General features: G+C 62.5%; 20 protein-coding genes and 1 riboswitch. Of the genes, 12 read left to right on the top strand and 8 right to left on the bottom strand.

Annotated features, from left to right (window positions below; all coding sequences use genetic code 11):
• Positions 1 to 58 precede the first annotated feature (58 nt).
• The 3 genes from grxC to ACE3OA_RS01155 are packed head-to-tail and all read left to right on the top strand — an operon-like array spanning position 59 to position 1,898.
• Positions 59 to 322, top strand: a complete 264-nt coding sequence (gene grxC, locus ACE3OA_RS01165; RefSeq protein WP_374306923.1) for a glutaredoxin 3 — start codon at positions 59 to 61, stop codon at positions 320 to 322.
• 47 nt (positions 323 to 369) lie between these two features.
• Positions 370 to 1,233 (top strand): carbon-nitrogen hydrolase family protein, encoded by an 864-nt coding sequence (locus tag ACE3OA_RS01160; protein ID WP_374306921.1) that lies wholly within the window; start codon positions 370 to 372, stop codon positions 1,231 to 1,233.
• A gap of 29 nt (positions 1,234 to 1,262) precedes the next feature.
• Positions 1,263 to 1,898, top strand: coding sequence for a peroxiredoxin (locus ACE3OA_RS01155; protein ID WP_374306919.1), 636 nt, complete (start codon positions 1,263 to 1,265; stop codon positions 1,896 to 1,898).
• A gap of 166 nt (positions 1,899 to 2,064) precedes the next feature.
• Here the strand turns inward: ACE3OA_RS01155 and ACE3OA_RS01150 are convergent, their stop codons facing one another.
• From ACE3OA_RS01150 to ubiA, 3 genes are read right to left on the bottom strand one after another with little or no spacing between them, the layout of a single operon-like run.
• Positions 2,065 to 2,799, bottom strand: a complete 735-nt coding sequence (locus tag ACE3OA_RS01150; protein WP_374306917.1) for an MOSC domain-containing protein — start codon at positions 2,797 to 2,799, stop codon at positions 2,065 to 2,067.
• 4 nt (positions 2,800 to 2,803) lie between these two features.
• Positions 2,804 to 3,457 (bottom strand): methyltransferase, encoded by a 654-nt coding sequence (locus tag ACE3OA_RS01145; protein ID WP_374306914.1) that lies wholly within the window; start codon positions 3,455 to 3,457, stop codon positions 2,804 to 2,806.
• Positions 3,454 to 4,365 carry a 4-hydroxybenzoate octaprenyltransferase gene (gene ubiA, locus ACE3OA_RS01140; RefSeq protein ID WP_374306910.1) on the bottom strand — a complete coding sequence of 304 codons (912 nt, stop codon included), beginning with the start codon at positions 4,363 to 4,365 and terminating at the stop codon, positions 3,454 to 3,456. The genes ACE3OA_RS01145 and ubiA overlap by 4 nt, the downstream gene beginning before the upstream one ends.
• A 76-nt stretch (positions 4,366 to 4,441) precedes the next feature.
• On the opposite strand from ubiA, the gene ACE3OA_RS01135 reads away from it, so the two are divergent.
• The 4 genes from ACE3OA_RS01135 to ACE3OA_RS01120 all read left to right on the top strand — a co-directional run bounded on the left by ACE3OA_RS01135 (position 4,442) and on the right by ACE3OA_RS01120 (position 7,908).
• Positions 4,442 to 5,224, top strand: coding sequence for a 16S rRNA (uracil(1498)-N(3))-methyltransferase (locus ACE3OA_RS01135; RefSeq protein WP_374306907.1), 783 nt, complete (start codon positions 4,442 to 4,444; stop codon positions 5,222 to 5,224).
• A 13-nt stretch (positions 5,225 to 5,237) separates the two neighbouring features.
• Positions 5,238 to 6,602 (top strand): glutamate--cysteine ligase, encoded by a 1,365-nt coding sequence (locus ACE3OA_RS01130; RefSeq protein ID WP_374306903.1) that lies wholly within the window; start codon positions 5,238 to 5,240, stop codon positions 6,600 to 6,602.
• Positions 6,603 to 6,748: 146 nt separating this feature from the next.
• Positions 6,749 to 7,381, top strand: a complete 633-nt coding sequence (locus ACE3OA_RS01125; protein WP_374306900.1) for a LysE family translocator — start codon at positions 6,749 to 6,751, stop codon at positions 7,379 to 7,381.
• A gap of 80 nt (positions 7,382 to 7,461) precedes the next feature.
• On the top strand, positions 7,462 to 7,908 hold the full coding sequence (locus tag ACE3OA_RS01120) for a DnaJ family molecular chaperone (RefSeq protein ID WP_374306898.1): 447 nt from the start codon (positions 7,462 to 7,464) through the stop codon (positions 7,906 to 7,908).
• 136 nt (positions 7,909 to 8,044) lie between these two features.
• Here the strand turns inward: ACE3OA_RS01120 and ACE3OA_RS01115 are convergent, their stop codons facing one another.
• Both ACE3OA_RS01115 and ACE3OA_RS01110 read right to left on the bottom strand, forming a co-directional pair.
• Positions 8,045 to 9,229, bottom strand: a complete 1,185-nt coding sequence (locus tag ACE3OA_RS01115) for a VWA domain-containing protein (RefSeq protein WP_374306896.1) — start codon at positions 9,227 to 9,229, stop codon at positions 8,045 to 8,047.
• A gap of 3 nt (positions 9,230 to 9,232) precedes the next feature.
• Positions 9,233 to 10,087, bottom strand: coding sequence for an AAA family ATPase (locus tag ACE3OA_RS01110; RefSeq protein ID WP_374306894.1), 855 nt, complete (start codon positions 10,085 to 10,087; stop codon positions 9,233 to 9,235).
• Positions 10,088 to 10,268: 181 nt separating this feature from the next.
• On the opposite strand from ACE3OA_RS01110, the gene hspQ reads away from it, so the two are divergent.
• From hspQ to nhaA, 3 genes are all read left to right on the top strand, one after another.
• The gene (hspQ, locus tag ACE3OA_RS01105) at positions 10,269 to 10,616 is read left to right on the top strand and encodes a heat shock protein HspQ (protein WP_374306892.1); all 348 of its coding nucleotides are present in this window, start codon (positions 10,269 to 10,271) and stop codon (positions 10,614 to 10,616) included.
• Between the two features lie 279 nt (positions 10,617 to 10,895).
• Positions 10,896 to 12,194 carry a sodium:proton antiporter NhaD gene (nhaD, locus tag ACE3OA_RS01100; RefSeq protein WP_374306889.1) on the top strand — a complete coding sequence of 433 codons (1,299 nt, stop codon included), beginning with the start codon at positions 10,896 to 10,898 and terminating at the stop codon, positions 12,192 to 12,194.
• A gap of 3 nt (positions 12,195 to 12,197) precedes the next feature.
• A complete protein-coding gene (gene nhaA, locus ACE3OA_RS01095) occupies positions 12,198 to 13,370 on the top strand; it encodes a Na+/H+ antiporter NhaA (protein WP_374309188.1) in 1,173 nt (390 codons plus the stop codon).
• Here nhaA and ACE3OA_RS01090 read toward each other — a convergent pair.
• Both ACE3OA_RS01090 and ACE3OA_RS01085 read right to left on the bottom strand, forming a co-directional pair.
• The gene (locus ACE3OA_RS01090) at positions 13,367 to 14,134 is read right to left on the bottom strand and encodes a serine protease (protein WP_374306887.1); all 768 of its coding nucleotides are present in this window, start codon (positions 14,132 to 14,134) and stop codon (positions 13,367 to 13,369) included. The two genes, nhaA and ACE3OA_RS01090, sit on opposite strands and share 4 nt — an antisense overlap.
• Before the next feature lie 12 nt (positions 14,135 to 14,146).
• Positions 14,147 to 14,500, bottom strand: coding sequence for a hypothetical protein (locus ACE3OA_RS01085; RefSeq protein ID WP_374306886.1), 354 nt, complete (start codon positions 14,498 to 14,500; stop codon positions 14,147 to 14,149).
• Positions 14,501 to 14,786: 286 nt separating this feature from the next.
• Here ACE3OA_RS01085 and ACE3OA_RS01080 point away from each other — a divergent pair, with 286 nt between their 5' ends.
• A complete protein-coding gene (locus ACE3OA_RS01080) occupies positions 14,787 to 19,598 on the top strand; it encodes an NAD-glutamate dehydrogenase (protein WP_374306885.1) in 4,812 nt (1,603 codons plus the stop codon).
• A gap of 117 nt (positions 19,599 to 19,715) precedes the next feature.
• Here the strand turns inward: ACE3OA_RS01080 and ACE3OA_RS01075 are convergent, their stop codons facing one another.
• Positions 19,716 to 20,345: a LysE family translocator gene (locus ACE3OA_RS01075; protein ID WP_374306883.1), complete on the bottom strand. Its 630-nt coding sequence runs from the start codon at positions 20,343 to 20,345 to the stop codon at positions 19,716 to 19,718.
• Positions 20,346 to 20,499: 154 nt separating this feature from the next.
• Positions 20,500 to 20,577: riboswitch (SAM riboswitch) on the top strand.
• A gap of 65 nt (positions 20,578 to 20,642) precedes the next feature.
• On the opposite strand from ACE3OA_RS01075, the gene metA reads away from it, so the two are divergent.
• Positions 20,643 to 21,560, top strand: coding sequence for a homoserine O-succinyltransferase (metA, locus tag ACE3OA_RS01070; RefSeq protein WP_374306881.1), 918 nt, complete (start codon positions 20,643 to 20,645; stop codon positions 21,558 to 21,560).
• Positions 21,561 to 21,642: the final 82 nt, after the last annotated feature.

Here is a 21,642-nt window from a genome sequence, read left to right as displayed (position 1 = left end):
CGGTCGTGTCGCCGGCCGGATGCCGGCCTGATTGGATTTACCTCGGATCGGTGTGTTAATGGCCAAGGTTGAGATCTACACCACGATGCTGTGCGGCTACTGCTATCGCGCCAAGAAGCTGCTGGAAGAACGGGGCGCCGCGTTCACCGAGATCGACGTCATGACCGACGGCAAGCTGCGCGATGAAATGCGCAAGCGCGCCGGCGGCCGCACATCGGTCCCGCAGATCTTCATCGATGGCCAGCATATCGGCGGCTGCGACGATCTCTACGCACTCGATCAGGCCGGCAAGCTGAAGCCGCTGCTGCAGCCGAGCCACTGAGTCACTTCCGGCCGGATAGGGCCGCCTGAGTTGAAGGGAACAATGTCATGCCCGAAAATAAACCGGCCGTCTTCACCGCCGCTTGCGTGCAGATGAATTCGCAGCGCGATGTGGCGCCGAACATCGCCGCCGCGAGCGACCTCATCCGCGCCGCCCATGCCCAGGGCGCCAAGCTCATCGTGACGCCGGAAAACACCACGATCCTCGAACCGGATAAAAAGGCCGCACTCGCCAAGACGCCGGCCGAGGAAGAGCATCCCGGCATTCCGGCCTTTGCCGGTCTGGCCAGGGAACTCGGGGTCTGGCTGGTGATCGGCTCGATGCCGGTGAAGGCGGAACCGACCCGCATCGCCAACCGCCAATTCGTCTTCGCGCCCTCCGGCGAGATCGTCGCGCGTTACGACAAGATCCACATGTTCGACGTCGACCTGCCGACCGGCGAGAGCCACCGCGAATCCGCACAGGTGCGCCCCGGTGTCGAAGCGGTCGTCGCCGACACGCCCTGGGGTGGCCTCGGCCTCACCATCTGCTACGACGTACGCTTTGCCTATCTGCACCGGGCGCTGGCGCAAGGCGGGGCGAAGCTCCTGACCGGCCCCGCCGCTTTCACCGTGCCGACCGGCGAGGCGCATTGGCATGTGCTGCTGCGCGCCCGCGCCATCGAGACCGGCTGCTTCATGTTCGCCGCCGCGCAGACCGGCATCCATGCCGACGGCCGCGGCACCTATGGCCATTCGCTGATCATCGACCCCTGGGGCAAGGTGCTGGCCGATGCCGGCACCGATATCGGCGTGGTGACGGCCGAGATCGACATGGCCCTGGTCCAGAAGGCGCGCTATGCCGTTCCGGCCCTCACCCACGATCGCAGCTTTACCAAGCCGCAGGCACGCCTCAGCGCCGCCGGCGAATAGATCCTTTTCAAAAGACAGTGGAGATAAAGATGAGCCTTCGACTTGGCGACACCGCCCCCGATTTCGAACAGGATTCGACCGACGGCCGGATCAAGTTTCACGACTGGATCGGCAATTCCTGGGCGATCCTGTTCTCGCATCCCAAGGACTTCACCCCCGTCTGCACCACCGAGCTCGGTGAAGTGGCGCGGCTCAAACCCGAATTCGACAAGCGCAACACCAAGGTGATCGGCCTTTCGGTCGATGGCTTGAAGGAGCATCAGGGCTGGATCGGCGACATTAAGGAAACGCAGGGTCATGCCTTGAACTTCCCGCTGCTGGCCGATGCCGACCGCAAGGTGTCCGAACTCTATGACATGATCCACCCGAACACGGACGCGACCGCGACCGTCCGGTCGGTCTTCATCATCGGCCCGGACAAGAAGGTGAAGCTGCAGATCACCTATCCGATGAGCACCGGCCGCAACTTCGACGAGATCATCCGTGTCCTCGATTCCCTGCAGCTCACGGCGAATTTCAAAGTGGCGACGCCAGTCAACTGGCGCGACGGTCAGGATTGCATCATTCCGCCCAGCATCCCCGATGCTGAAGCCGACAAGCTCTTCCCCAAGGGCTACAAGAAGATCAAACCCTATCTCCGCGTAACACCGCAGCCGAACAAGTAACTTCGACCGCCGAAATGAAAAGCCCCGCAAGAGATTGCGGGGCTTTTTAGTTTCCCCTCACCCCAACCCCTCTCCCCGCAAGCGGGGCGAGGGGCTTAGCACCAAGCTTGCCAGGCACTCCCTCGCCCCACGAAGTGGGGAGAGGGTCGGGGTGAGGGGCGCTTGCCTATTGCTTGAGCACCTTCGCCGCATCCCCGATCTTCACTGCGCCCGCCGTCACCACCGAACCGTAGACGCCGGCAATCGTCTTGTTGGCAACGGTGCTGTGCAGGATGCCGGGATCGTCGGGCAGTGCGCCTTGCGCCCGGGTGGTGAGGGCACAGCGTTTGCAGACATCGTTGACGTCGAAGATGACGCCGCCGACTCTCACCTGATTGCCGAGCCAATCCTGTTCGAGAAAGCCCACATCCTCGCCGGTATCGAGCAGGATGTTGGGGCGGAAGCGCGCCGGCGCGAAATCGCCGCTTTCGTGTTCTTGTTTGAGGCGCTTCAGCGTGGCGGTGGTCAGCAGATGGCAATGACTCAGCTCATAGAGCTTCGGCACGCGTCTGCCGTCATTGCGCACGAAAGCCGCCGGCATGCCGAGCCGGTCGCTGATAACGCGGTCGATCGCCGGATCATCGCTGCGGATCGTCGTGCCATCGGCAAAATCCAGCTCTACCACAGGCATCTCGGCGCCGAGCTCTGGTTCGGAAAGATAACGCGCGTTCCAGGTAATGAGCGCCCGATACTGTTTCTTGGCGCGGCTGGCATGGGCGATGACGCCAAGTTCGATATCGGCGATGCCGAAGGCGCGGTCGCCGATCACGCCGGCTGGTCCGAACGCGGCCGCCGATAATTCCTCGCCGCGCACGCTCTGTACGGGATAACGATAGAGACCCATCACCTTTGCGCCCGTCACGATTCTACGCTCCGCTCTTGAGGCGCCAGACCAGGGTGAGGCGCATGTCCTTGTCTTCCAGTTCGATCGAGGTCGGCACCTGATAGCGCGCCATCTCGACCAGGCCTTTCCTCGGCAGATAGGCGCGGCCGGGATCGCCCATCAGCACGGTGACGCCGCTTTCAGCCAATTGTTCGAACCAGGCGAAGACCCGTTCCGCCATCGGCCGTTCGTAGCACACGTCGCCGGCCAGAACGATATGGACGCCCAAATCCATGCGCCCGACGAGGTCTTCTGTGACGACATTCACCTTCGCCTTGTTGAGCTTGGCATTGAGCGCGATGGCTGCCGCGGCGAAATCGTCGATCTCGGCCGCCGTCACATGTGCGGCACCGGCCCGCGCGGCGGCAATGCCGGAAATGCCGCTGCCGGCCGCGAAGTCCAGTACGCGCTTGCCCTTCACCCATTGCTTCTGGTCGATGAGAAAACGTGTGAGGGCTTGGCCGCCCGGCCAGCAGAAGGCCCAATAAGGTGGTGGCACACCGGCATTGTCGAGCTCGGACTGCGTCGCGCGCCAGATCGGGCTGATCTCGGTCGCCAGATGCAGTTTCAGTTCCGGCACAAGGCTGGGGCGCGCGATCTTCGTCTGGTTGCGAATGAAGCCCGCGGGATCGCTCACACAAGTGCCCGGTCGAGCACGATGCCGAAAAGCAGGATCCAGCCGATGAAGCGGTTAGCGCGGAACTTGGCCAGACAATCCTGCGGATTGTCGATATCGACGTCGTAGAGCTGCCACAAAAGATGCGCAAGCACGCCGGCAAGACCCAGATAGGCAATGAGCCCGCTGCCCGCCGACCAAAGCGATGCGCCGAAGCAGAAGATCGTCGCCGCCGCGAAAGCCGCCAGCCAGGGCTTGGTAGCGGTCCCTAGGCGCAGCGCCGTGGATTTGACGCCGATCAGCGCGTCGTCGACCTTGTCCTGATGGGCATAGATCGTGTCGTAGAACAGCGTCCAGAACAGGCCGCCGATATAGAGCCAGATCGGTGCTGCGGCGAGGCCGCCCCAGATGGCCGCCCAACCGAGCAGTGCTCCCCAGTTGAAGGTGAGGCCGAGGAAGGCCTGCGGCCACCAAGTGATGCGCTTCATGAACGGATAGCTGGCGACCAGGGCCAGCGAGGCAATGCCGAGCCCGATGGCGAAGGACGGGAATTGCAGCAGGATAATGAGCCCGATCGCCAGTTGCAGCGCGAGGAAGACCAGCGCCTGTTTGAGGCTGAGCGCGCCGGAGGCCAGCGGCCGCGTTGCTGTCCGCGCCACCTTGGCATCGATATCCCGGTCGACGATATCGTTGACGGTGCAGCCCGCCCCGCGCATGACGAGCGCCCCCAGCGCGAACAGGGCGAGCAGTTTGAGATCCGGACCGATTCCCCGCGGCAAAGCGAGGCTGAGCGACCACCAGCAGGGAAAGAGCAGCAGCCAGGTGCCGATCGGCCGGTCGAGCCGGGCCAGGCGGCAATAGGGGCGCCATCCCGCCGGCACGAAACGGTCGATCCAGTCCCCGCTGCGGATGTCGCTGGCCTCGCTCATCGGTTTATCATGTCACAGTTTAGGGTTACCGTTGCTGCCGGCGACCATAGTGATACCTCAAGGATAGCTCAAGAACATGATCCCACGCCTTTTCGTGACCGTCGACCTCAAGCCCGGCGCCGTTTTCGCCGCGGAAGAGCGGGCGGCGCATTATCTGAAGAACGTGATGCGGCGGAGCGTCGGCGATCCGGTCATCCTGTTCAACGGGCGCGACGGCGAATACACGGCCGAGATCGCCGGCGTCTCGAAGCGCGCGGTCGAGATCCGGGTGGATGACCTGCGCCGGGCGCAAAGCTTCGTCCCGGATGTCTGGCTCTGCTTTGCACCATTGAAGAAGGACGCCGTCGATTTCCTGGTCGAGAAAGCAACCGAGCTAGGCGTCTCCGCCTTCCAGCCGGTCTTCACCCAGCACACGACCGCAACCCGCCTCAACCACGAGCGGCTTGAGGCCAATGCCATCGAAGCGGCCGAACAGACCGAACGCCTGACCCTTCCGGAGATTCGCGCGGCCGTTTCCCTGCAGGATCTGCTGCAAGGCTGGGACCCCGGCCGCCACCTCATTCTCTGTGCCGAAGCCGGTCCTGCCCTTCCCATCGGGGAAGCGTTATCGAGGCTAAAGTCCGACGTGAGGCAAACTAACGCATGGGCCATACTTTGCGGGCCAGAAGGGGGTTTTGCGCGTTCCGAGCTTGACCTGCTTTCAAAACTGCCATTTGTTACGCCGGTTGGGCTGGGGCCGAGAATCCTGCGCGCCGACACTGCAGCGCTCGCAGCGCTTGCGGTCTTTCAAAGCATCCTGGGCGACGGCGCCCAACGGCCACCGGCACCGCTTCTGCCGATCGGCCAAAGGCCGGAATAAAAGGGGGATCAACGTGTCAGCACCGCCAAAATCGCGCGGCGAGCCGGTGACGGCCAAGAGCCAGCTCATCGACTGGATCGCCCAAGGCAACAAGCCAAAATCGGATTGGCGCATCGGCACCGAGCACGAGAAGTTCGTCTACGACCTCAAAACGCTGCGCCCGGTGAGCTATGACGCGCCCAACGGCATCGGCGCGCTCTTGAAGGGCCTCATCCGTTATGGCTGGGAACCGATCGAGGAGAACGGCAAGATCATCGCCATGGCGCAGAATGGCGAGAGCATCACGCTCGAACCGGGCGGCCAGTTCGAATTGTCCGGCGCCCCTTTGCGCACCATTCACGAGACCTGCCGCGAAGTCGGCCAGCACCTCAAGCAGGTGAAAACGATCTCCGAGGAGTTGGGCATCGGCGTCCTCGGCATGGGCTTCAACCCGAAATGGTCGCGCGCCGACACGCCCTGGATGCCCAAGGGCCGCTACAAGATCATGGGCGACTACATGCCCAAGCGTGGCGGCCTCGGCCTCGACATGATGCTGCGGACCTGCACCGTGCAGGTCAATCTCGACTATTCGTCCGAAGCGGACATGGTGAAGAAGTTCCGCACGTCGCTGGCGCTGCAGCCGATCGCCACGGCCCTCTTTGCCGATTCTCCCTTTACCGAAGGCAAGCCCAACGGTTACTTGAGTTTCCGCAGCCATATCTGGACCGATACCGATCCAGATCGCTGCGGCATCCTGCCCTTCGTCTTCGAGCCCGGCATGGGCTTCGAGCGCTATGTCGACTACATGCTCGATGTGCCGATGTATTTCGTCTATCGCGACGGGAAGTATATCGACGCCTCCGGCCAGTCCTTCCGCGACTTCCTGGAAGGGAAGCTCCCGGCGCTGCCCGGCGAGATTCCGACGACGGGCGACTGGGCCGATCACATGACCACCGCCTTCCCCGAAGTGCGCCTGAAGCGCTTCCTGGAAATGCGCGGCGCCGATGGCGGTCCGTGGGAACGGCTCTGCGCCCTCCCCGCCCTTTGGGTCGGCCTGCTCTATGACCAGACGGCGCTCGATGCCGCCTGGGATCTGGTCAAGGACTGGACCATCGCCGAGCATGAAGCCCTGCGCCGCGACGTGCCGCGCCTCGCTCTCAACACCCCATTCCGTGGCCGCAAGGTGCGCGACATCGCGCTCGACGTGCTCAGCATCGCCCGCGCGGGGCTGCAGCAGCGCGGTGCCACCGATCTCGGCGGCATGGATGAATCCGGCTTCCTCAACCCGCTGCAGATCATCGCCGACAGCGGCAAGACGCCGGCCGAGTTGAAGCTCGACCTCTATCACGGCAAATGGGGCGGCGTGGTCGACCCGGTGTTCAAGGAATTTGCTTACTGAGGGGGAAGCCCCCTCACCCCAACCCCTCTCCCCGCAGGCGGGGCGAGGGGCTGAATGCCCGGTCCTCCCGCGAAACTCCCTCGCCCCGCGATAGCGGGGAGAGGGTCGGGGTGAGGGGAACGCCCTCGATCGATGGAGAATGACCCATGTTCGACCCGTTGCATTTCCTGGTCTTCTTCGGCGCCGCCCTGGCGCTCGCCATCGCGCCGGGGCCGGGCATGCTCTATGTCGCGGCGCGGTCGATCTCCGGCGGGCGGGCGGAGGGTCTTGCCTCCAGCTTCGGCACGGCGCTGGGCGGGTTTGTGCATGTGATCGGCGGCGCCATCGGCGTCACCGCCATCCTGATGGCCAGCGCCGAGATTTTCACGGCGCTGAAACTGGTCGGTGCCGTCTATCTCGTCTGGCTGGGCATCCGCACTTGGCGCCAGGCGGGCTTCGATCTCTCCAACATCGAGGTAAAGCCCGCGGGCTGCCGCCGCGCCTTCGTCGAAGGCATCTTCGTCGAAATGTTCAACCCGAAGACGGCCGCCTTCTTCCTCGCCTTCGTCACCCAGTTCGTCGACCCGGCGCGGGGCAATGTGGCCCTGCAATTCGTCATCCTGGGCGCCATCTCGGTGACGCTGAACACCACACCCGACATCATCATCGCCTTTTTCGCGGGCACAATCCGGCGCCGCCTGTTGTCGCGGCCGCAATGGATGAAGCGCACCCAGCGTGGCTCCGGCGCCTTGCTGTGCGGCTTGGGCCTTGCCCTGGCCTTCGCGCGTCGGCCGGCATGATCCTGTCCTGATCGCCATCATTTGTTAACCATTTAATTGCACTCTGGCCGCTGCCCTTAGCAACGGTTGCAGAGCCGCGGATGTTCGACAGTTCAAACACCAAGAAGACCCGGCACAAGATCATGATGCAGGTCGAGCTGGATGACGGCATCGAACGGCTGATGGCCTTGTTCGTGGCGCCGGGCACCCGCGTCAGCGACACATTGAACGACAACCGCCTGTTCCTGCCTTTCGAGGCCGCCGACGGCACGGTCGAGATCATCCGCAAGGAAGCGATCCGCCGCGTCATTCCGCAGGAAAGTGCGACCCGCCCGGCGCGCAACCCCTATGACATCCTGGGCATCACCGACACGGCGACGGATGCCGAGGTGAAGGCCGCCTATCACAAGGCGATCACGCCGGTGCATCCCGACAACATCGCCGCCAAGGATCTGCCGCCCGATTTCGTGGCGCTCGCCAACCGCATGGCCGCCCAGGCCAACGAAGCCTATGCCAAGATCAAGAAGATGCGTGGGCGCGAGGATTAGCCAAACGCCCCTTGCTCTGTCATCCCCGCAAAAGCGGGGATCCATCCATCTTGTATACGGATCCATGGATGGCCCGCTTTCGCGGGCCATGACATTGAATAAAGCGAGGTTGAAATCGCTTGGATAGGGAAACCTCTTAGTGCGGCCGCCTGAGTTCCTTCAGCGCGCCGTCCAATCCATCGAGCGTCAAGGGGAACATCCGTTCACCCATCAATCGCCTGAGCAGTTTCACCGAGGCCGTGAAGTCCCAGTAATGCGTGTCCCTGGGGTTGATCCAGGCTGATTTCGGATAATGCTTCAGCAGCCGGTCCAGCCAGACGGCACCGGCTTCCTCGTTCCAATGTTCGACCGAGCCGCCGGCATGCGTGATCTCATAGGGGCTCATCGTGGCATCGCCGACAATGATCAGGCACCAATCCGGCCCATAGGTATTCATCACCTGGGCCGTCGGTGTGAATTCGTCATGGCGACGCCTGTTCGACCGCCACAGCTTCTCATAGGGGCAATTGTGGAAGTAGAAGGTCTCGAGATGCTTGAACTCGGACTTCGCCGCCGAGAAGAGTTGCGCCGATTCCTCGATATGATCGTCCATCGACCCACCGATATCGAGGAGGAGCAGCACCTTCACCTTGTTGCGCCGTTCGGGCCGCAGGTGCAGGTCGAGGACGCCGCCATTGGCAGCCGTGGCACGGATCGTCCCGTTGAGGTCAAGCTCGCTGGCCTCGCCCTCGCGGCCCCAGCGGCGCAGGCGGCGCAGCGCCAGCTTGATGCCGCGCGTGCCGAGTTCGACTTCGCCGTCGAGATCCTTGAATTCGCGCTTGTCCCAGACCTTGACCGCGCGGCGATGGCGCGATTCATCCTGCCCGATCCGCACCCCTTCCGGGTTGTAACCATAGGCGCCGAAGGGTGAGGTGCCGGCGGTGCCGATCCATTTCGAGCCGCCTTCATGGCGCTTCTGCTGTTCCTGAAGGCGCTGGCGCAGGGTCTCCATCAGCTTCTCGAATCCGCCCAGCGCCTTCACCGCCGCCATTTCCTCAGGTGTCAGGTATTTTTCGGCCAGCTTCTTGAGCCATTCGTCAGGAATCTCGGCCAGCAGATCGCCGCCGATGCCGGACAATCCCTGGAAATAGAGTGCAAAGACACGGTCGAAGCGATCGACCAGCCGCTCATCCTTCACCAGCGTGGCGCGAGCGAGGTAATAGAAATCCTCGACATCCAGGACCGCGACCTGCTGCTGCATCGCTTTGAGCAAAGTGAGATATTCTGTGAGGCTTACGGCCACACCTTCATTGCGCAAGCTCGTGATGAAGCCCGCGAACATCGGCTACTGACCGCGCCGGGCGAGGAAGGCCACACGCTCGAAGAGATGCACATCCTGCTCGTTCTTGAGCAGTGCCCCATAGAGCGGCGGCACCACCATCTTGGGGTCGTTCGATTTCAGCACCTCCGGCGGAATATCGTCGACCATCAGCAGTTTCAGCCAGTCGAGCAGTTCCGAGGTCGCCGGCTTCTTCTTCAGCCCCGGCACCTCGCGAATGTCGAAGAAGAGATTGAGCGCTTCGCGCACCAGGTCGTGCTTGATGTTGGGATAATGCGCGGCGACGATCCGTTCCATCGTCGCGCGGTCCGGGAAGCGGATGAAATGGAAGAAGCAGCGACGCAGGAAGGCATCGGGCAACTCCTTCTCATTGTTCGAGGTGATGATGACCAGCGGACGGTGTTTGGCCCTGACCGTCTCCTTCGTCTCGTAGACGAAGAATTCCATGCGATCGAGTTCCTGCAGCAGGTCATTGGGAAATTCGATATCCGCCTTGTCGATCTCGTCGATCAGCAGCACGACTTGGGTATCAGCCGTGAAGGCTTCCCACAATTTGCCGCGGATGATGTAGTTGGAAATATCGTGGACCCGGGCCTCGCCCAGCTGCCCGTCGCGCAAACGCGCCACCGCGTCATACTCGTAAAGACCCTGCGCGGCCTTGGTGGTCGACTTCACATGCCATTCGATGAGCGGCATGCCCAGCGCCCGCGACACCTCGCGCGCCAGCACGGTCTTGCCCGTCCCGGGCTCGCCCTTCACCAGCAAGGGCCGCTCCAACGTCATCGCCGCATTGACGGCAATCTCAAGGTCGCGGGTGGTGATATAGGCCTCGGTACCGGAAAACTTGGCGGGCTTGTTCATGAACGGTGACTTCCTCGGGTCAGGCTGTGCGCGCAAGCTTCATAACATCATTGATGCCGCGAACTTGGGCAAGACATACGGTCTGTCAACATGAAGCAATGGGTTTTGAGCGAGTAAGGCACTTTCTAAGCCGGATCGACGGGGACTTGACGCCGTCGCCATTCGGCCCAAATTGGGGCCTATGAAAGAACGATTTCGAACCAGCGGCGGCACCGCGCGCTTCAACATCGGCGACATCGTCAAGCATCGCGTCTACCCCTTCCGTGGGGTGGTATTCGACGTCGACCCGGTCTTTGCCAATACCGAGGAATGGCTGCAGGCCGTCCCGGCGGAAGTACGCCCGCACCGCGACCAGCCCTTCTACCATCTGCTGGCCGAGAACGCCGAGACGACCTATGTGGCCTATGTCTCGGAACAGAATCTCCTGCCCGACGACAGTGGCAAGCCCTGCCGCCATCCGCTCCTGCGCGACATGTTCGACGGCCTTGAGGGTGGCGGCTACCGGCGCAAACCCGTTCCACTCAATTGATTGTCGAAGGGTCTTGACGTTGGAACTTAAATAGAACATAAAGGGTCCATAAACGATACTCAATGGAGCGTGTCATGGCCTTCAATCTCCGCAACGCCTTCGAAGCCATCGCCTTTTCCGCCCTGATGACCCTGATCTTGGCCCTCCCCAGCCTCGCCTGAAAGGCGTCGTTCCTTCTTATATCAATAGCTTAGTCTATTTCGGCCTATTCCGGGCGACAGACTCAACCGGCCTTCGTTATGTTAGGCGCCCTTGGCGCCGGCAATAAGGAGCAACCGGGTGATTGATCTGACCACGCATTGGGCGGGCCTCGCCGTTCTCGGCATTTTCGTCGCCGCCTATGTCCTCGTCATCTGCGAGGAAGCCATCGAAATGCGCAAATCTAAGCCCGTGCTGGTCGCGGCCGGGTTGATCTGGGCGTTGGTGGCACTAGGCTATGCCTCGATCGATCAGGCCGAAGCGGCGCATGATCAGGCCAAGGAGATCATCCTCGAATATGGCGAGCTGCTGCTGTTCCTGCTGGTCGCCATCACCTATGTGAACACACTCGAGGAACGCCGCGTCTTCGATGTGCTGCGGGCCAAATTGGTCGGGTACGGCCTCGGCTATCGCTCTCTCTTCTGGCTGACCGGCGCCATCGCCTTTCCGATGTCGGCGGTGCTCGACAATCTGACCACCGCCCTCGTCATGGGCGCCGTGGTCATGGCCGTGGGCGCGGGTTCGCGCGCCTTCATCGCTCTCGGCTGCATCAACATCGTGGTGGCGGCCAATGCCGGCGGCGCCTTTTCACCCTTCGGCGATATCACGACCCTCATGGTCTGGCAGAACGGCAAACTGACCTTCTGGGAATTCTTCGACCTGTTCCTACCCTCGCTGGTCAATTGGCTGGTCCCGGCAGTTCTCATGCATCTGGCCATCCCGGCAGGCAAACCCATGCCCAGGCAGGAACGCGCCAGCACAAAGCCGGGTGCGCGCGGCGTCGTGGTGCTCTTCGCGGCCACCATCGCCACCGCCGTCTCGTTCAAGAACTTCCTGCATCTGCCGCCGGCCATGGGCATGATGCTGGGCTTGGGCTATCTGCAGATCTGGGCCTATTACCTCAACATCACTAGCAAAAAGCGCGACGATTCCGACATGCTGCTCGATTCCTTCAAGGAGATTCAGCGCATCGAGTTCGACACGCTGCTGTTCTTCTTCGGCATCATCTTCGCCGTCGGCGGCCTGGGCGCCATGGGTTATCTCGCCTTCGCGTCGCAGCTGCTCTATGACGGTTTCGGTCCCACGGCGGCCAATATCGCCATCGGCGCCCTCTCGGCGATCGTCGACAATATTCCGCTGATGTTCGCCGTCCTCAAGATGGACCCCGCCATGTCCGACGGGCAATGGCTGCTGGTGACGCTGACCTGCGGTGTCGGCGGCTCGATCCTCTCCATCGGTTCGGCCGCTGGTGTCGCCCTGATGGGCCAGGCCAAGGACAGCTATACCTTCTTCAGCCACCTCAAATGGAGCTGGGCGGTCGCCGCCGGCTACGGCGCCAGCATCCTCGTGCATCGGCTCCTCAATGCAGCACTCTTCTAGGCGATCCGTATGAATCCAATCCGTCAGTTCCTGCAGCTTGAATCGAGCGGCGGCGTCCTGCTTCTGCTGGCCGCCGTGCTGGCGATGATCTGCAGCAATTCCGCTCTGGCGCCGTTCTATCAGGGCTTTCTCGACCTGCCCTTCGGCGTCACCCTAGGCCCGCTCGGGCTGGTGAAGCCGCTGCTGCTCTGGATCAATGACGGGCTGATGGCGGTCTTCTTCTTCCTGGTGGGGCTGGAGATCAAGCGCGAGGTGCTGGGCGGTGAGCTGTCGAGTCCGGCCCAGGCAAGCCTGCCCGGCATCGCCGCCTTGGGCGGCATGGCGGCGCCGGCCCTGGTCTATTTCCTCGTCAACCGCGAAAGCCCCGAATACTTGAGCGGTTGGGCCATTCCGGCGGCCACCGACATCGCCTTCGCCCTTGCCGTGCTGACGCTTCTGGGCAACCGCGTTCCGCCCAGCCTCAAGATCTTTCTGCTGGCGCTGGCCATCATCGACGATCTCGGCGCCATCATCATCATCGCCATCTTCTACACCGCCGATCTCTCGCTGCTCTCGCTGTCATTGGCCGGCATCGGCATGCTGGGACTGCTGATCCTCAACCGCGCGCGCGTCACCCGCATCACGCCTTATGTTCTGATCGGCATATTCATCTGGGTCTGCGTGCTGAAATCGGGTGTGCATGCGACCTTGGCCGGTGTCGCCGTCGCCTTTTTCGTCCCGTTCAAGCTTCCCGGCGACAGTGAAGCCACCCCACTCCGGCGGGCCGAACATGGCCTGCATCCCTGGGTCAGCTTCGGCGTCATGCCGATCTTCGCCTTCGCCAATGCCGGGGTGAGCCTCGACGGGCTCTCGCTGCAATCGCTGGCGCACCCGCTGACCCTTGGCATCGCCGCCGGCCTCTTCATCGGCAAGCAGGTGGGCGTGCTGGCGGCGGTGGCCCTCGGCGTTCTATTGCGCCTGTGCCGGCGCCCCAGTGGCGCCAGCTGGTCCCAGCTTTACGGCGTGGCGCTCCTCACCGGCATCGGCTTCACCATGTCGCTGTTCATCGGCGGCCTCGCTTTCCCCGATCCGGCTCTGGCGGCGGAAGTGCGCTTAGGCGTTCTCGGCGGGTCGGGCCTTTCGGCCGTCTGCGGCTATCTGATGCTGCGTTTCTTCGCGCGGGCTGAATCGGCCTAGGGAAGCACAGTCGACCGGAACGTCCAGACCGGAACGGCAGCCCCCAGATCCGTCTGGTCTTTGAGTTCCAGCACGCCGCTCAGCACGCCGACGATCTCGGCCTTGTCGCCCTTCAGCATGACCAGGGGACCGCCCGAAGCGCCGAAGGTCGTGTCGCAATCGTGGATAAGAAGCGGCCGCTCGGCCAGCATGCCTTTGAGTTGGCAACCGGCATCGCGCATCAGGATCTCCGACCAGTCGCCATTGTAGCCGGCAGCGCTCACCTTGGCCTGCGCCTGGCGCGCAAAGACCTCGTTGCGCGCGCCGTCGCTCAAGGGAACCGGCTTCAAATCCAGCTTCTGGTCGAGTTCGATGACCGCCCAATCGCGCGCCATCTGCGCCGGGGTCGCGGCCTTCTTGGGATCGTATTTGGGATCTGTGATGAACTTCTTGCCCCGTGCATGGGCGGCATAGGAACCGCGGTCATAGCCGGCGACGAAATGCACCTCGAACGGCGCCGTCCAGCGGCCGTCATCCTTGTTGTAGAGGCAATGCGCCGCGGTGAGGACCAGAGCGGGGGCGATGAGCGTGCCGGTGCAATGGCCGCCGATCTCGCGGTTGACGCGGCCGATCGATATCCACGGCCATTGCTTGGGATCTGTGCGCACCCGGTTGTCCGCGCCCTCGATGCCGATCTTGGGCAAGGGCGGCAACGTGCTGCTCTGCGCCGAGGCGAGCTGCGACGACAAAAAAAGGGCCAGCAGCCCAGCGATAATCCTGCGCACGGGGTTCGGTCTTTAAGGCGTCAGCACCGCGTTATGGAACAGGAGGGCGATGAAGGCCGCCAGCGTGAAGGCCGCAAGCCCCAAGCCGAAGACAACGATCTGGCTCAGCCGGTCGGTCGGGCGCAGCTGCTTGTCGAGCTGGCGGCGGGCGCTGGAGCGTTTCTCCTTGCCGATCAGAAAGACCAGATAGGCCCGTTCGCCGAACGGCAAAGGCAGCGAAACGCGGAAATCGATCGGGTGGCGGCGCTGGATCGTCCCCTGCGCCACGCGGCTGATCGCCTCCGTCTGCGTCGGCGTCAGCCCGTCCCTGATGTCCTGCGGCAGCTTGCGCAGGAACGCTTCGCCGCGGACTTCGTCCATCAACATGGTCGTCTCCTCATGAACCGAGCGCAATTTGCCCGCGATCGGGTCAACGCGCCTCTCTTTCTCCGAGAATGACGGCTGATGGTTTAAATTTTCTTTACCAAAACAGGTTTAGATACATGAAAACGGGCGAGGTGGACGGCTAAACCCATCGAAACAGCCGGTTGGGCGGCTTTTTGCCGGTCTAAACCAGCGCTGTGCCAGATTGGCGCTTTCTGTCCGCATCGGCTAGAATCTCAAAAAAAACAATGACTAACCTCCAGTAACTGTCATCGGGGATATTGCTATCATGCGAGCGGAAAAGCTGAAGAACCAGCTGATCGACGAAGTCGTGCGCTTTGTGGGTGAACGGATTGAGCGCAAGCGCAGCGCGTTGATCGAAACCTTCATCCGCCATTTCTATGCCAATGTGCCGCAAGCGGACATTGCCGGCGAAAGCCCGGAAGATCTTTTCAGCGCCGCCTTGTCGTTGGCCAATTTTGCGCAGGTCCGCGCGCCGCTGCAGGCCAAGGTCCGCGTCTTCAACCCCCGCATCGACGAACATGGCTGGCGCTCGCCCCACACGGTGGTCGAACTGGTCAACGACGACATGCCGTTCCTGGTCGACTCGCTCACCGCCGAAATGAACCGCCAGGAACTGGGCGTCCATCTGGTCATCCACCCGGTCATGCGCGTCTCGCGCGACGCCAAGGGGCAGTTGACCGCCATCGGCGCCGAAGACGGCAAAGCTGAGTCGGTGATGCAGCTCCGCGTCAACCAGGTGGCGACACAAGAACAACTCGACGCCGTCAAGGCGCGGATCGAGATCGTGCTGCGCGACGTGCGCCTCGCCGTCGAGGATTGGCAGAAGATGCGCGCCAAGCTCGCCACGGCGATCGAGGAAACGAACAAGCGCAAGCTGCCGTTGCCCAAGGAGGAAGTGACCGAGGTGGTCGACTTCCTCAAATGGATCAATGACGACCATTTCACCTTCCTCGGCTACCGCGAATACATCTTCGCCGGCGAGAAGGACAACATCACCTATCATATCAAGAAGGAAGCCGGCCTCGGCGTGCTGCGCGATGCGGAGGTCCGCGTCTTTGAAGGCATGCGCAATCTCGACGCGCTGCCGCCGGATGTGAGAAGTTTCCTCACGCAGCCGAAGATGATCCTGGTCACCAAGGCCAATCTTCGCTCGACCGTGCACCGCAACGTTCACCTCGACACGATCGGCATCAAGATCTTCAACGACAAGGGCGAGGTCGTCGGGGAGCATCTCTTTGCCGGACTCTTCACGTCGGTGGCCTATAACCGCTCGCCCTGGGACATTCCGCTGCTGCGCGACAAGGTGGAATCGGTCGCCCGCCGCGCCGGCTTCAACCCGCAAAGCCATGACGGCAAGGCGCTGGCGCATATCCTCGAGACCTATCCGCGTGACGAGCTGTTCCAGATCAATGCCGACGAGCTGCTGGAAACATCGCTCGGCATCCTCAACCTGCAGGACCGCCAGCGCGTGGCGCTCTTCGTCCGCCGCGATCCTTACGAGCGCTTCCTTTCCTGCTTCGTCTACCTGCCGCGCGACTGGCAGACGACGGAACTCAGGCAGCGCATCCAGAACATCCTCAGCAAGGCCTTCAATGGTCGCATCTCCAACTACTACGTCTACCTCACCGAAAGCCCGCTGGCGCGCGTGCATCTCATCATCGCGACGACCCCCGGCGAAATCCCGCCCTATGACGTGAAGGAACTGGAGCAGCTGGTAACCGATGCCTGCCGTTCCTGGGCGGACCATCTCAAAGACGCGCTTATCGAAGCCAAGGGCGAGGCCGAGGGCCTTACCCTGCTCAGGAGCTATGGCGACGCCTTCCCGCTCGGCTTCGAGGAGTATTTCAACGCGCATGCGGCGGTCTCCGACATCGACCGGATCGAGGAGGCGCTGCACGAGAACAAGACCGCGATCAACCTCTACCGGCCGGTGGAAGCGGGTGCCAACGAGCTCCACCTGAAGCTCTATAAATCCGGCGAGAAGATCGCCCTCTCCACCGTCCTGCCGTCGCTGGAGAATTTCGGCCTCAAGGTCATCAGCGAAAACCCGTTCGACGTCCGCCCACAAGGCCAGGAACAGCCGATCTGGATCCACGCCTTCACCATGGTGACGGCCGACGGCGCCGAAGTGGACATCGCCGCCATCCGCGACAATTTCCACGAAGCCTATGCCAAGATCTGGACCGGGCAGATGGAGGATGACGGCTTCAACCGCCTGGTCATCACTGCCGGCCTTGATTGGCGCGATATCACGCTGGTGCGCGCCTATTGCAAATATCTGCGGCAGGCCGCGATCGCCTTCAGCCAGTCCTATATGGAAGCGACGCTGAATGCCAATCCCGGCATCACCCGCAACATCATCCAGTTGTTCCACGTCCGCAACGATCCGGATTCTGCCGGCGACCGCGATGCCAAGTCGCAGAAGATCATCGACGAGATCGCTACCAAGCTCGACGCCGTGGTCAATCTCGACGAGGACCGGATCCTCAGGCGCTATCTCAACGCCGTGCAGTGCACCCTGCGCACCAATTTCTACCAGCCGGCGGCCGATGGGACCCCGAAGGAATATGTCTCCTTCAAGCTCGATTCCAGCCGCATCGAGGAATTGCCCCTGCCGCGACCGCTGGTCGAGGTTTTCGTCTATTCGCCCCGCGCCGAGGCCATTCATCTGCGCGGCGGCAAGGTCGCCCGTGGCGGCATCCGCTGGTCGGACCGGCGCGAAGATTTCCGCACCGAAGTGCTGGGCCTGATGAAGGCGCAGATGGTGAAGAACGCCGTCATCGTCCCGGTGGGCTCCAAGGGCGGCTTCGTGGTGAAGCGCCCCGTCCAGGGTGACCGCGAAGCCGTGATGGCCGAAGTAGTGCATTGCTACAAGACCCTGATGCGCGGCCTCCTCGACATCACCGACAATCTGGTGGGTGGCGCCGTGAAGCCGCCGCTCAGAGTCGTGCGCCATGACGAGGACGATCCCTATCTGGTCGTCGCAGCCGACAAGGGCACGGCGACCTTCTCCGACATCGCCAATTCCGTCTCCCGCGATTACGGTTTCTGGCTCGACGACGCTTTCGCCTCGGGCGGTTCGGCCGGCTACGATCACAAGAAGATGGGCATCACCGCCCGCGGCGCCTGGGAATGCGTCAAGCGCCATTTCCGCGAGCTCGACCACGACATCCAGAATGTCGACTTCACCTGTGTCGGTGTCGGCGACATGTCGGGCGACGTCTTCGGCAACGGCATGCTGCTGTCGAGCCACACGAAACTGGTCGCTGCCTTCAACCACATGCACATCTTCCTCGACCCCAATCCGGACGTGAAGGCGAGCTTTGCCGAACGGCAGCGGCTCTTCAACCTGCCCCGCTCCGGCTGGAACGATTACGACACCAAGCTGATCTCGGCCGGCGGTGGCGTGTTCGAGCGCAAGGCCAAGTCGATCAAGCTGTCGCCTGAGGTGAAGCAGCGTTTCGGCTTCACCAAGGATCAGGTGACGCCGAACGAACTCATCCAGCTGCTCTTGAAGGCCGAAGTGGACCTGCTCTGGTTCGGCGGCATCGGCACCTATGTCAAATCGACCGACGAGACCCATGCCGATGTCGGCGACCGCGCCAATGACGCGACCCGCGTCAACGGCGCCGATCTTCGCTGCCGAGTCATCGGCGAAGGCGCCAATCTGGGTTGCACCCAGCGCGGCCGCGTCGAGGCGGCTCTCTCCGGCAAGCGGCTCAACACCGACGCCGTCGACAATTCCGCCGGCGTCGACACCTCGGACCATGAGGTCAACATCAAGATCCTCATCAACGAGGCGATCGCCAGCGGCGATCTCACCATGAAGCAGCGCGATAAGCTCCTGGCCGAGATGACCGACGAAGTGGGCACCCTGGTGCTGCGGGACAATTACCTGCAATCCCAGGCCCTGTCGGTGGCCGAGGCGCAGAACTACACGCTCCTCGACCAGCAAGGGCGCTTCATGCGCGGGCTCGAACGCGCCGGGCGTCTCGATCGCGCCATCGAGTTCCTGCCCGATGACGAAATCATGCGCCAGCGCCTCACCCAGCGCATCGGCATGACGCGCTCGGAAAGCGCCGTCCTGCTCGCTTATTCCAAGATGGCGCTCTATGACGAATTGCTGCCCTCGGATCTTCCCGACGACCCGCAATTGGCCGACGATCTCATCTCCTATTTCCCGGTCAAGCTGCAGGAAGGCTACAAGCCGCTCATCCAGAAGCATCGCCTGCGGCGCGAGATCATCTGCACGGTGGTGACAAACAGCCTGGTCAACCGCATGGGCGCCACCTTCGTCCATGTCACCAAGGAGAAGACCGGGCAGAACGCTTCCGCCATCGCCCGCGCCTATGCTATCACCCGCGGCGCCTTCAAGCTCCGCGAGCTGTGGTCCGGCATCCAGGCGCTCGACAACAAGGTTTCGGCCAGCATCCAGACGTCGATGCTGATCGAGATCAACCGTCTCGCGGAAGCCGCGACCCTGTGGTTCCTCAGGAATGGCGAGCAGCCGCTCAACATCGCCAACAACATCGCCGCCACCGAACCAGGCATTGTCGCCATCGAAGCGGCTCTGTCGAAGATCCTGTCGCCGGCGGACCAGCAGGCCAACACCAAGCGCTACAGCGCGCTGATGTCGGCCGGCGTGCCGGACAAGCTGGCGCGGCGCGTGTCGCAGCTGTCCAGCATCGGCACCACGCTGGACGTGGTGAAGATCGCGGCCCAGACCAAGATCAAGGTCGAAGATGTGGCAGCGACCTATTTCGCCATCGGCGACCAGTTCAACATCGACTGGTTGCGCAGCGGCGCGAAGGCCCTCATCGGCGACAGCCATTGGCAGCGGCTGGCGGTCTTTGCCATCATCGATGACCTCAACACCCACCAGCGCGACCTGACGACCGCCGTGCTGGCCAACGATCTGGCCCTCACCGGCGAGAAGGCGATCGATGGCTGGAAAGCCGGCCGCACCGCCGCCCTACCCCGCGCCGAAGCCCTCTTTGCGGACCTGCGGCAAGTGGGCAAGCTGGAACTCGCCATGCTGGCGGTCGCCAACCGGACGCTGCGGAGCTTGTTGGATTGACCCCTCACCCCAACCCCTCTCCCCGCTGAAGCGGGGCGAGGGGCTCATAGCCGAGGCGCAATAGAAACTCCCTCGCCCCACGAAGTGGGGAGAGGGTCGGGGTGAGGGGTTCTGTCTTTAAATCTCCGTCCCGCTGAAAATCAGCCGTAGGCCCAGCGCCGCCATGACGGCGCCGGCGGTGCGATCGATCCAGGCCTTGAAACTGAGATAGACCGCGCGCGGACGCGCGGTCGAAAAGGCGAGCGCCACCGCGCTGTACCAGCCGCCCTCGATGAGGAACAGGATGAGGGGCAGCACCATGATGACGGTGAGCGAGGGCCTTGCCGGCAGCAGGGCGGCGAACACACTGGAATAGAAGATCACCGTCTTCGGGTTGCTAAGCTGTGTCCCCAGCGCCAGCAGGAAGGTCGCCAAGCGCCCACCGCGCGCCACCGCCTGATCACCGGCCGCCAGCGGTTCCTTCGCCCCGCGCCACAGGCGATAACCCAGATAGACAAGATAGGCACCACCGCCGATCTTGAAGCCCATATAAAGCCATTCGACCTGCATGAAGAGCGCCTGCAGCCCGATGACGGCTAGAGTCGCGAGAATCATGCCGCCGACGCCCATGCCCAGCGCCGAGGCCAACCCATGCCCCCGCGATTGCGACAGCGATATCCGCGCCACCAGCAGGAAACTCGGCCCCGGGCTGATCGCGCCGACGAGAATGGCAGCCATGATCGCCAGAATGGCATAGGTCTCAGTCATCTAGGCTCCTCTCGGTTATCAGCGCCTGTCACTGAAGGCAAATTCACCCGCATTATGCGGCAAAATGTCCCATAACATGCATGAATCGCCGCCCAGGACGGCGCTCAACGCCTGATGAATCGTATTGTAGCTAGGGGGCCGGTTCGGTTAAATAGGGCCATTCCGTGGTGATTTGGCCGGCCGGCTTGCAGCCACGTAAAAAAACTCGCTAAAGGGCCGCCCGAGATTTTCAAGACTGGAATCTCAAGGCTGCGGACCCCGGAAGCGAGCCATTTGCCGTTTTTTGGGTGACCGTACATGCCGATCAAGATTGCCGACAAGCTCCCCGCTTTCCAGGCCCTCCAGGACGAGGGCGTGCGCGTGATGACCGAGACGGCGGCGATCCGCCAGGACATCCGCCCGCTGCAGATCGGCTTGCTTAACCTGATGCCGAACAAGATCAAGACCGAGTTGCAGATCGCGCGCCTGCTCGGCGCCACCCCGCTGCAGATCGACCTGTCTTTGATCCGCATCGGCAACCATGCCTCCAAGAACACGGCGGAAGACCATCTGCGGACGTTCTACCAGACCTGGGAAGATGCGCGGCACCGCAAGTTCGACGGCTTCATCATCACCGGCACGCCGGTCGAGACGATCCCCTATGAGGACGTGACCTATTGGCCGGAGATGCAGCAGATCTTCGACTGGACCACCACCAACGCGCATTCGACGATCAATGTCTGCTGGGGTGCCATGGCGGCACTTTACCATTTCCATGGCATTCCGAAGCATCAACTGCCGGAAAAGGCTTTCGGCGTCTATCGCCAGAAAATCATGAAGCCGTCTTCACCCTTTCTGATCGGCTTCTCGGACGATTTCGTGATCCCGATTTCGCGCTGGGCAGAGATCCGGACGGCCGACGTGGCGGCCTGCCCGGATGTCGAGGTGCTGGCCTATTCCGACGAGAAAGGCGTCTGCATCGCCCAGAGCCGTGGCACACGGCGTCTCTACGTGCTCGATCACATGGAATATGACGCGACGTCGCTGGGCGACGAGTATGCGCGCGATGTCGCGGCCAAGGTCCCCATCAAGCTGCCACACGACTATTTCCCGGCAAATGACCCGACGCAGGCACCGCTGAACCGCTGGCGCCCGCACGGCCATCTCTTCTTCTCGAACTGGATCAACGAGATCTATCAGACGACCCCCTTCGAGATCGAGAAGGTCGGCCAATAGGGTCCGCAGCAGCCGCCCCCACCACCCCGGTGTCGGGTGATCGCGCGGGCGGCCTGGAATTGGTTTCTTTCAAGGTTTTCTT

Origin of the sequence: Dongia sp. (genome assembly GCF_041906375.1) — a bacterium.
In the GTDB taxonomy this organism is placed as follows: Bacteria; Pseudomonadota; Alphaproteobacteria; order Dongiales; family Dongiaceae; genus Dongia.
The sequence above is the reverse complement of the archived record's forward strand: the minus strand, read 5'-3'. Positions and strand labels throughout refer to the sequence as shown.

Excerpts from the sequence above, each read along its gene's own strand:
- ACE3OA_RS01120 (WP_374306898.1), top strand. The coding sequence starts at position 7,462 with ATGTTCGACAGTTCAAACACCAAGAAGACCCGGCACAAGATCATGATG.
- ACE3OA_RS01085 (WP_374306886.1), bottom strand. The coding sequence starts at position 14,500 with ATGTTGATGGACGAAGTCCGCGGCGAAGCGTTCCTGCGCAAGCTGCCG.
- ACE3OA_RS01125 (WP_374306900.1), top strand. The coding sequence starts at position 6,749 with ATGTTCGACCCGTTGCATTTCCTGGTCTTCTTCGGCGCCGCCCTGGCG.
- ACE3OA_RS01160 (WP_374306921.1), top strand. The coding sequence starts at position 370 with ATGCCCGAAAATAAACCGGCCGTCTTCACCGCCGCTTGCGTGCAGATG.
- grxC (WP_374306923.1), top strand. The coding sequence starts at position 59 with ATGGCCAAGGTTGAGATCTACACCACGATGCTGTGCGGCTACTGCTAT.
- hspQ (WP_374306892.1), top strand. The coding sequence starts at position 10,269 with ATGAAAGAACGATTTCGAACCAGCGGCGGCACCGCGCGCTTCAACATC.
- ACE3OA_RS01155 (WP_374306919.1), top strand. The coding sequence starts at position 1,263 with ATGAGCCTTCGACTTGGCGACACCGCCCCCGATTTCGAACAGGATTCG.
- ACE3OA_RS01135 (WP_374306907.1), top strand. The coding sequence starts at position 4,442 with ATGATCCCACGCCTTTTCGTGACCGTCGACCTCAAGCCCGGCGCCGTT.
- ACE3OA_RS01110 (WP_374306894.1), bottom strand. The coding sequence starts at position 10,087 with ATGAACAAGCCCGCCAAGTTTTCCGGTACCGAGGCCTATATCACCACC.
- ACE3OA_RS01075 (WP_374306883.1), bottom strand. The coding sequence starts at position 20,345 with ATGACTGAGACCTATGCCATTCTGGCGATCATGGCTGCCATTCTCGTC.
- metA (WP_374306881.1), top strand. The coding sequence starts at position 20,643 with ATGCCGATCAAGATTGCCGACAAGCTCCCCGCTTTCCAGGCCCTCCAG.
- ubiA (WP_374306910.1), bottom strand. The coding sequence starts at position 4,365 with ATGAGCGAGGCCAGCGACATCCGCAGCGGGGACTGGATCGACCGTTTC.
- ACE3OA_RS01115 (WP_374306896.1), bottom strand. The coding sequence starts at position 9,229 with ATGTTCGCGGGCTTCATCACGAGCTTGCGCAATGAAGGTGTGGCCGTA.
- ACE3OA_RS01080 (WP_374306885.1), top strand. The coding sequence starts at position 14,787 with ATGCGAGCGGAAAAGCTGAAGAACCAGCTGATCGACGAAGTCGTGCGC.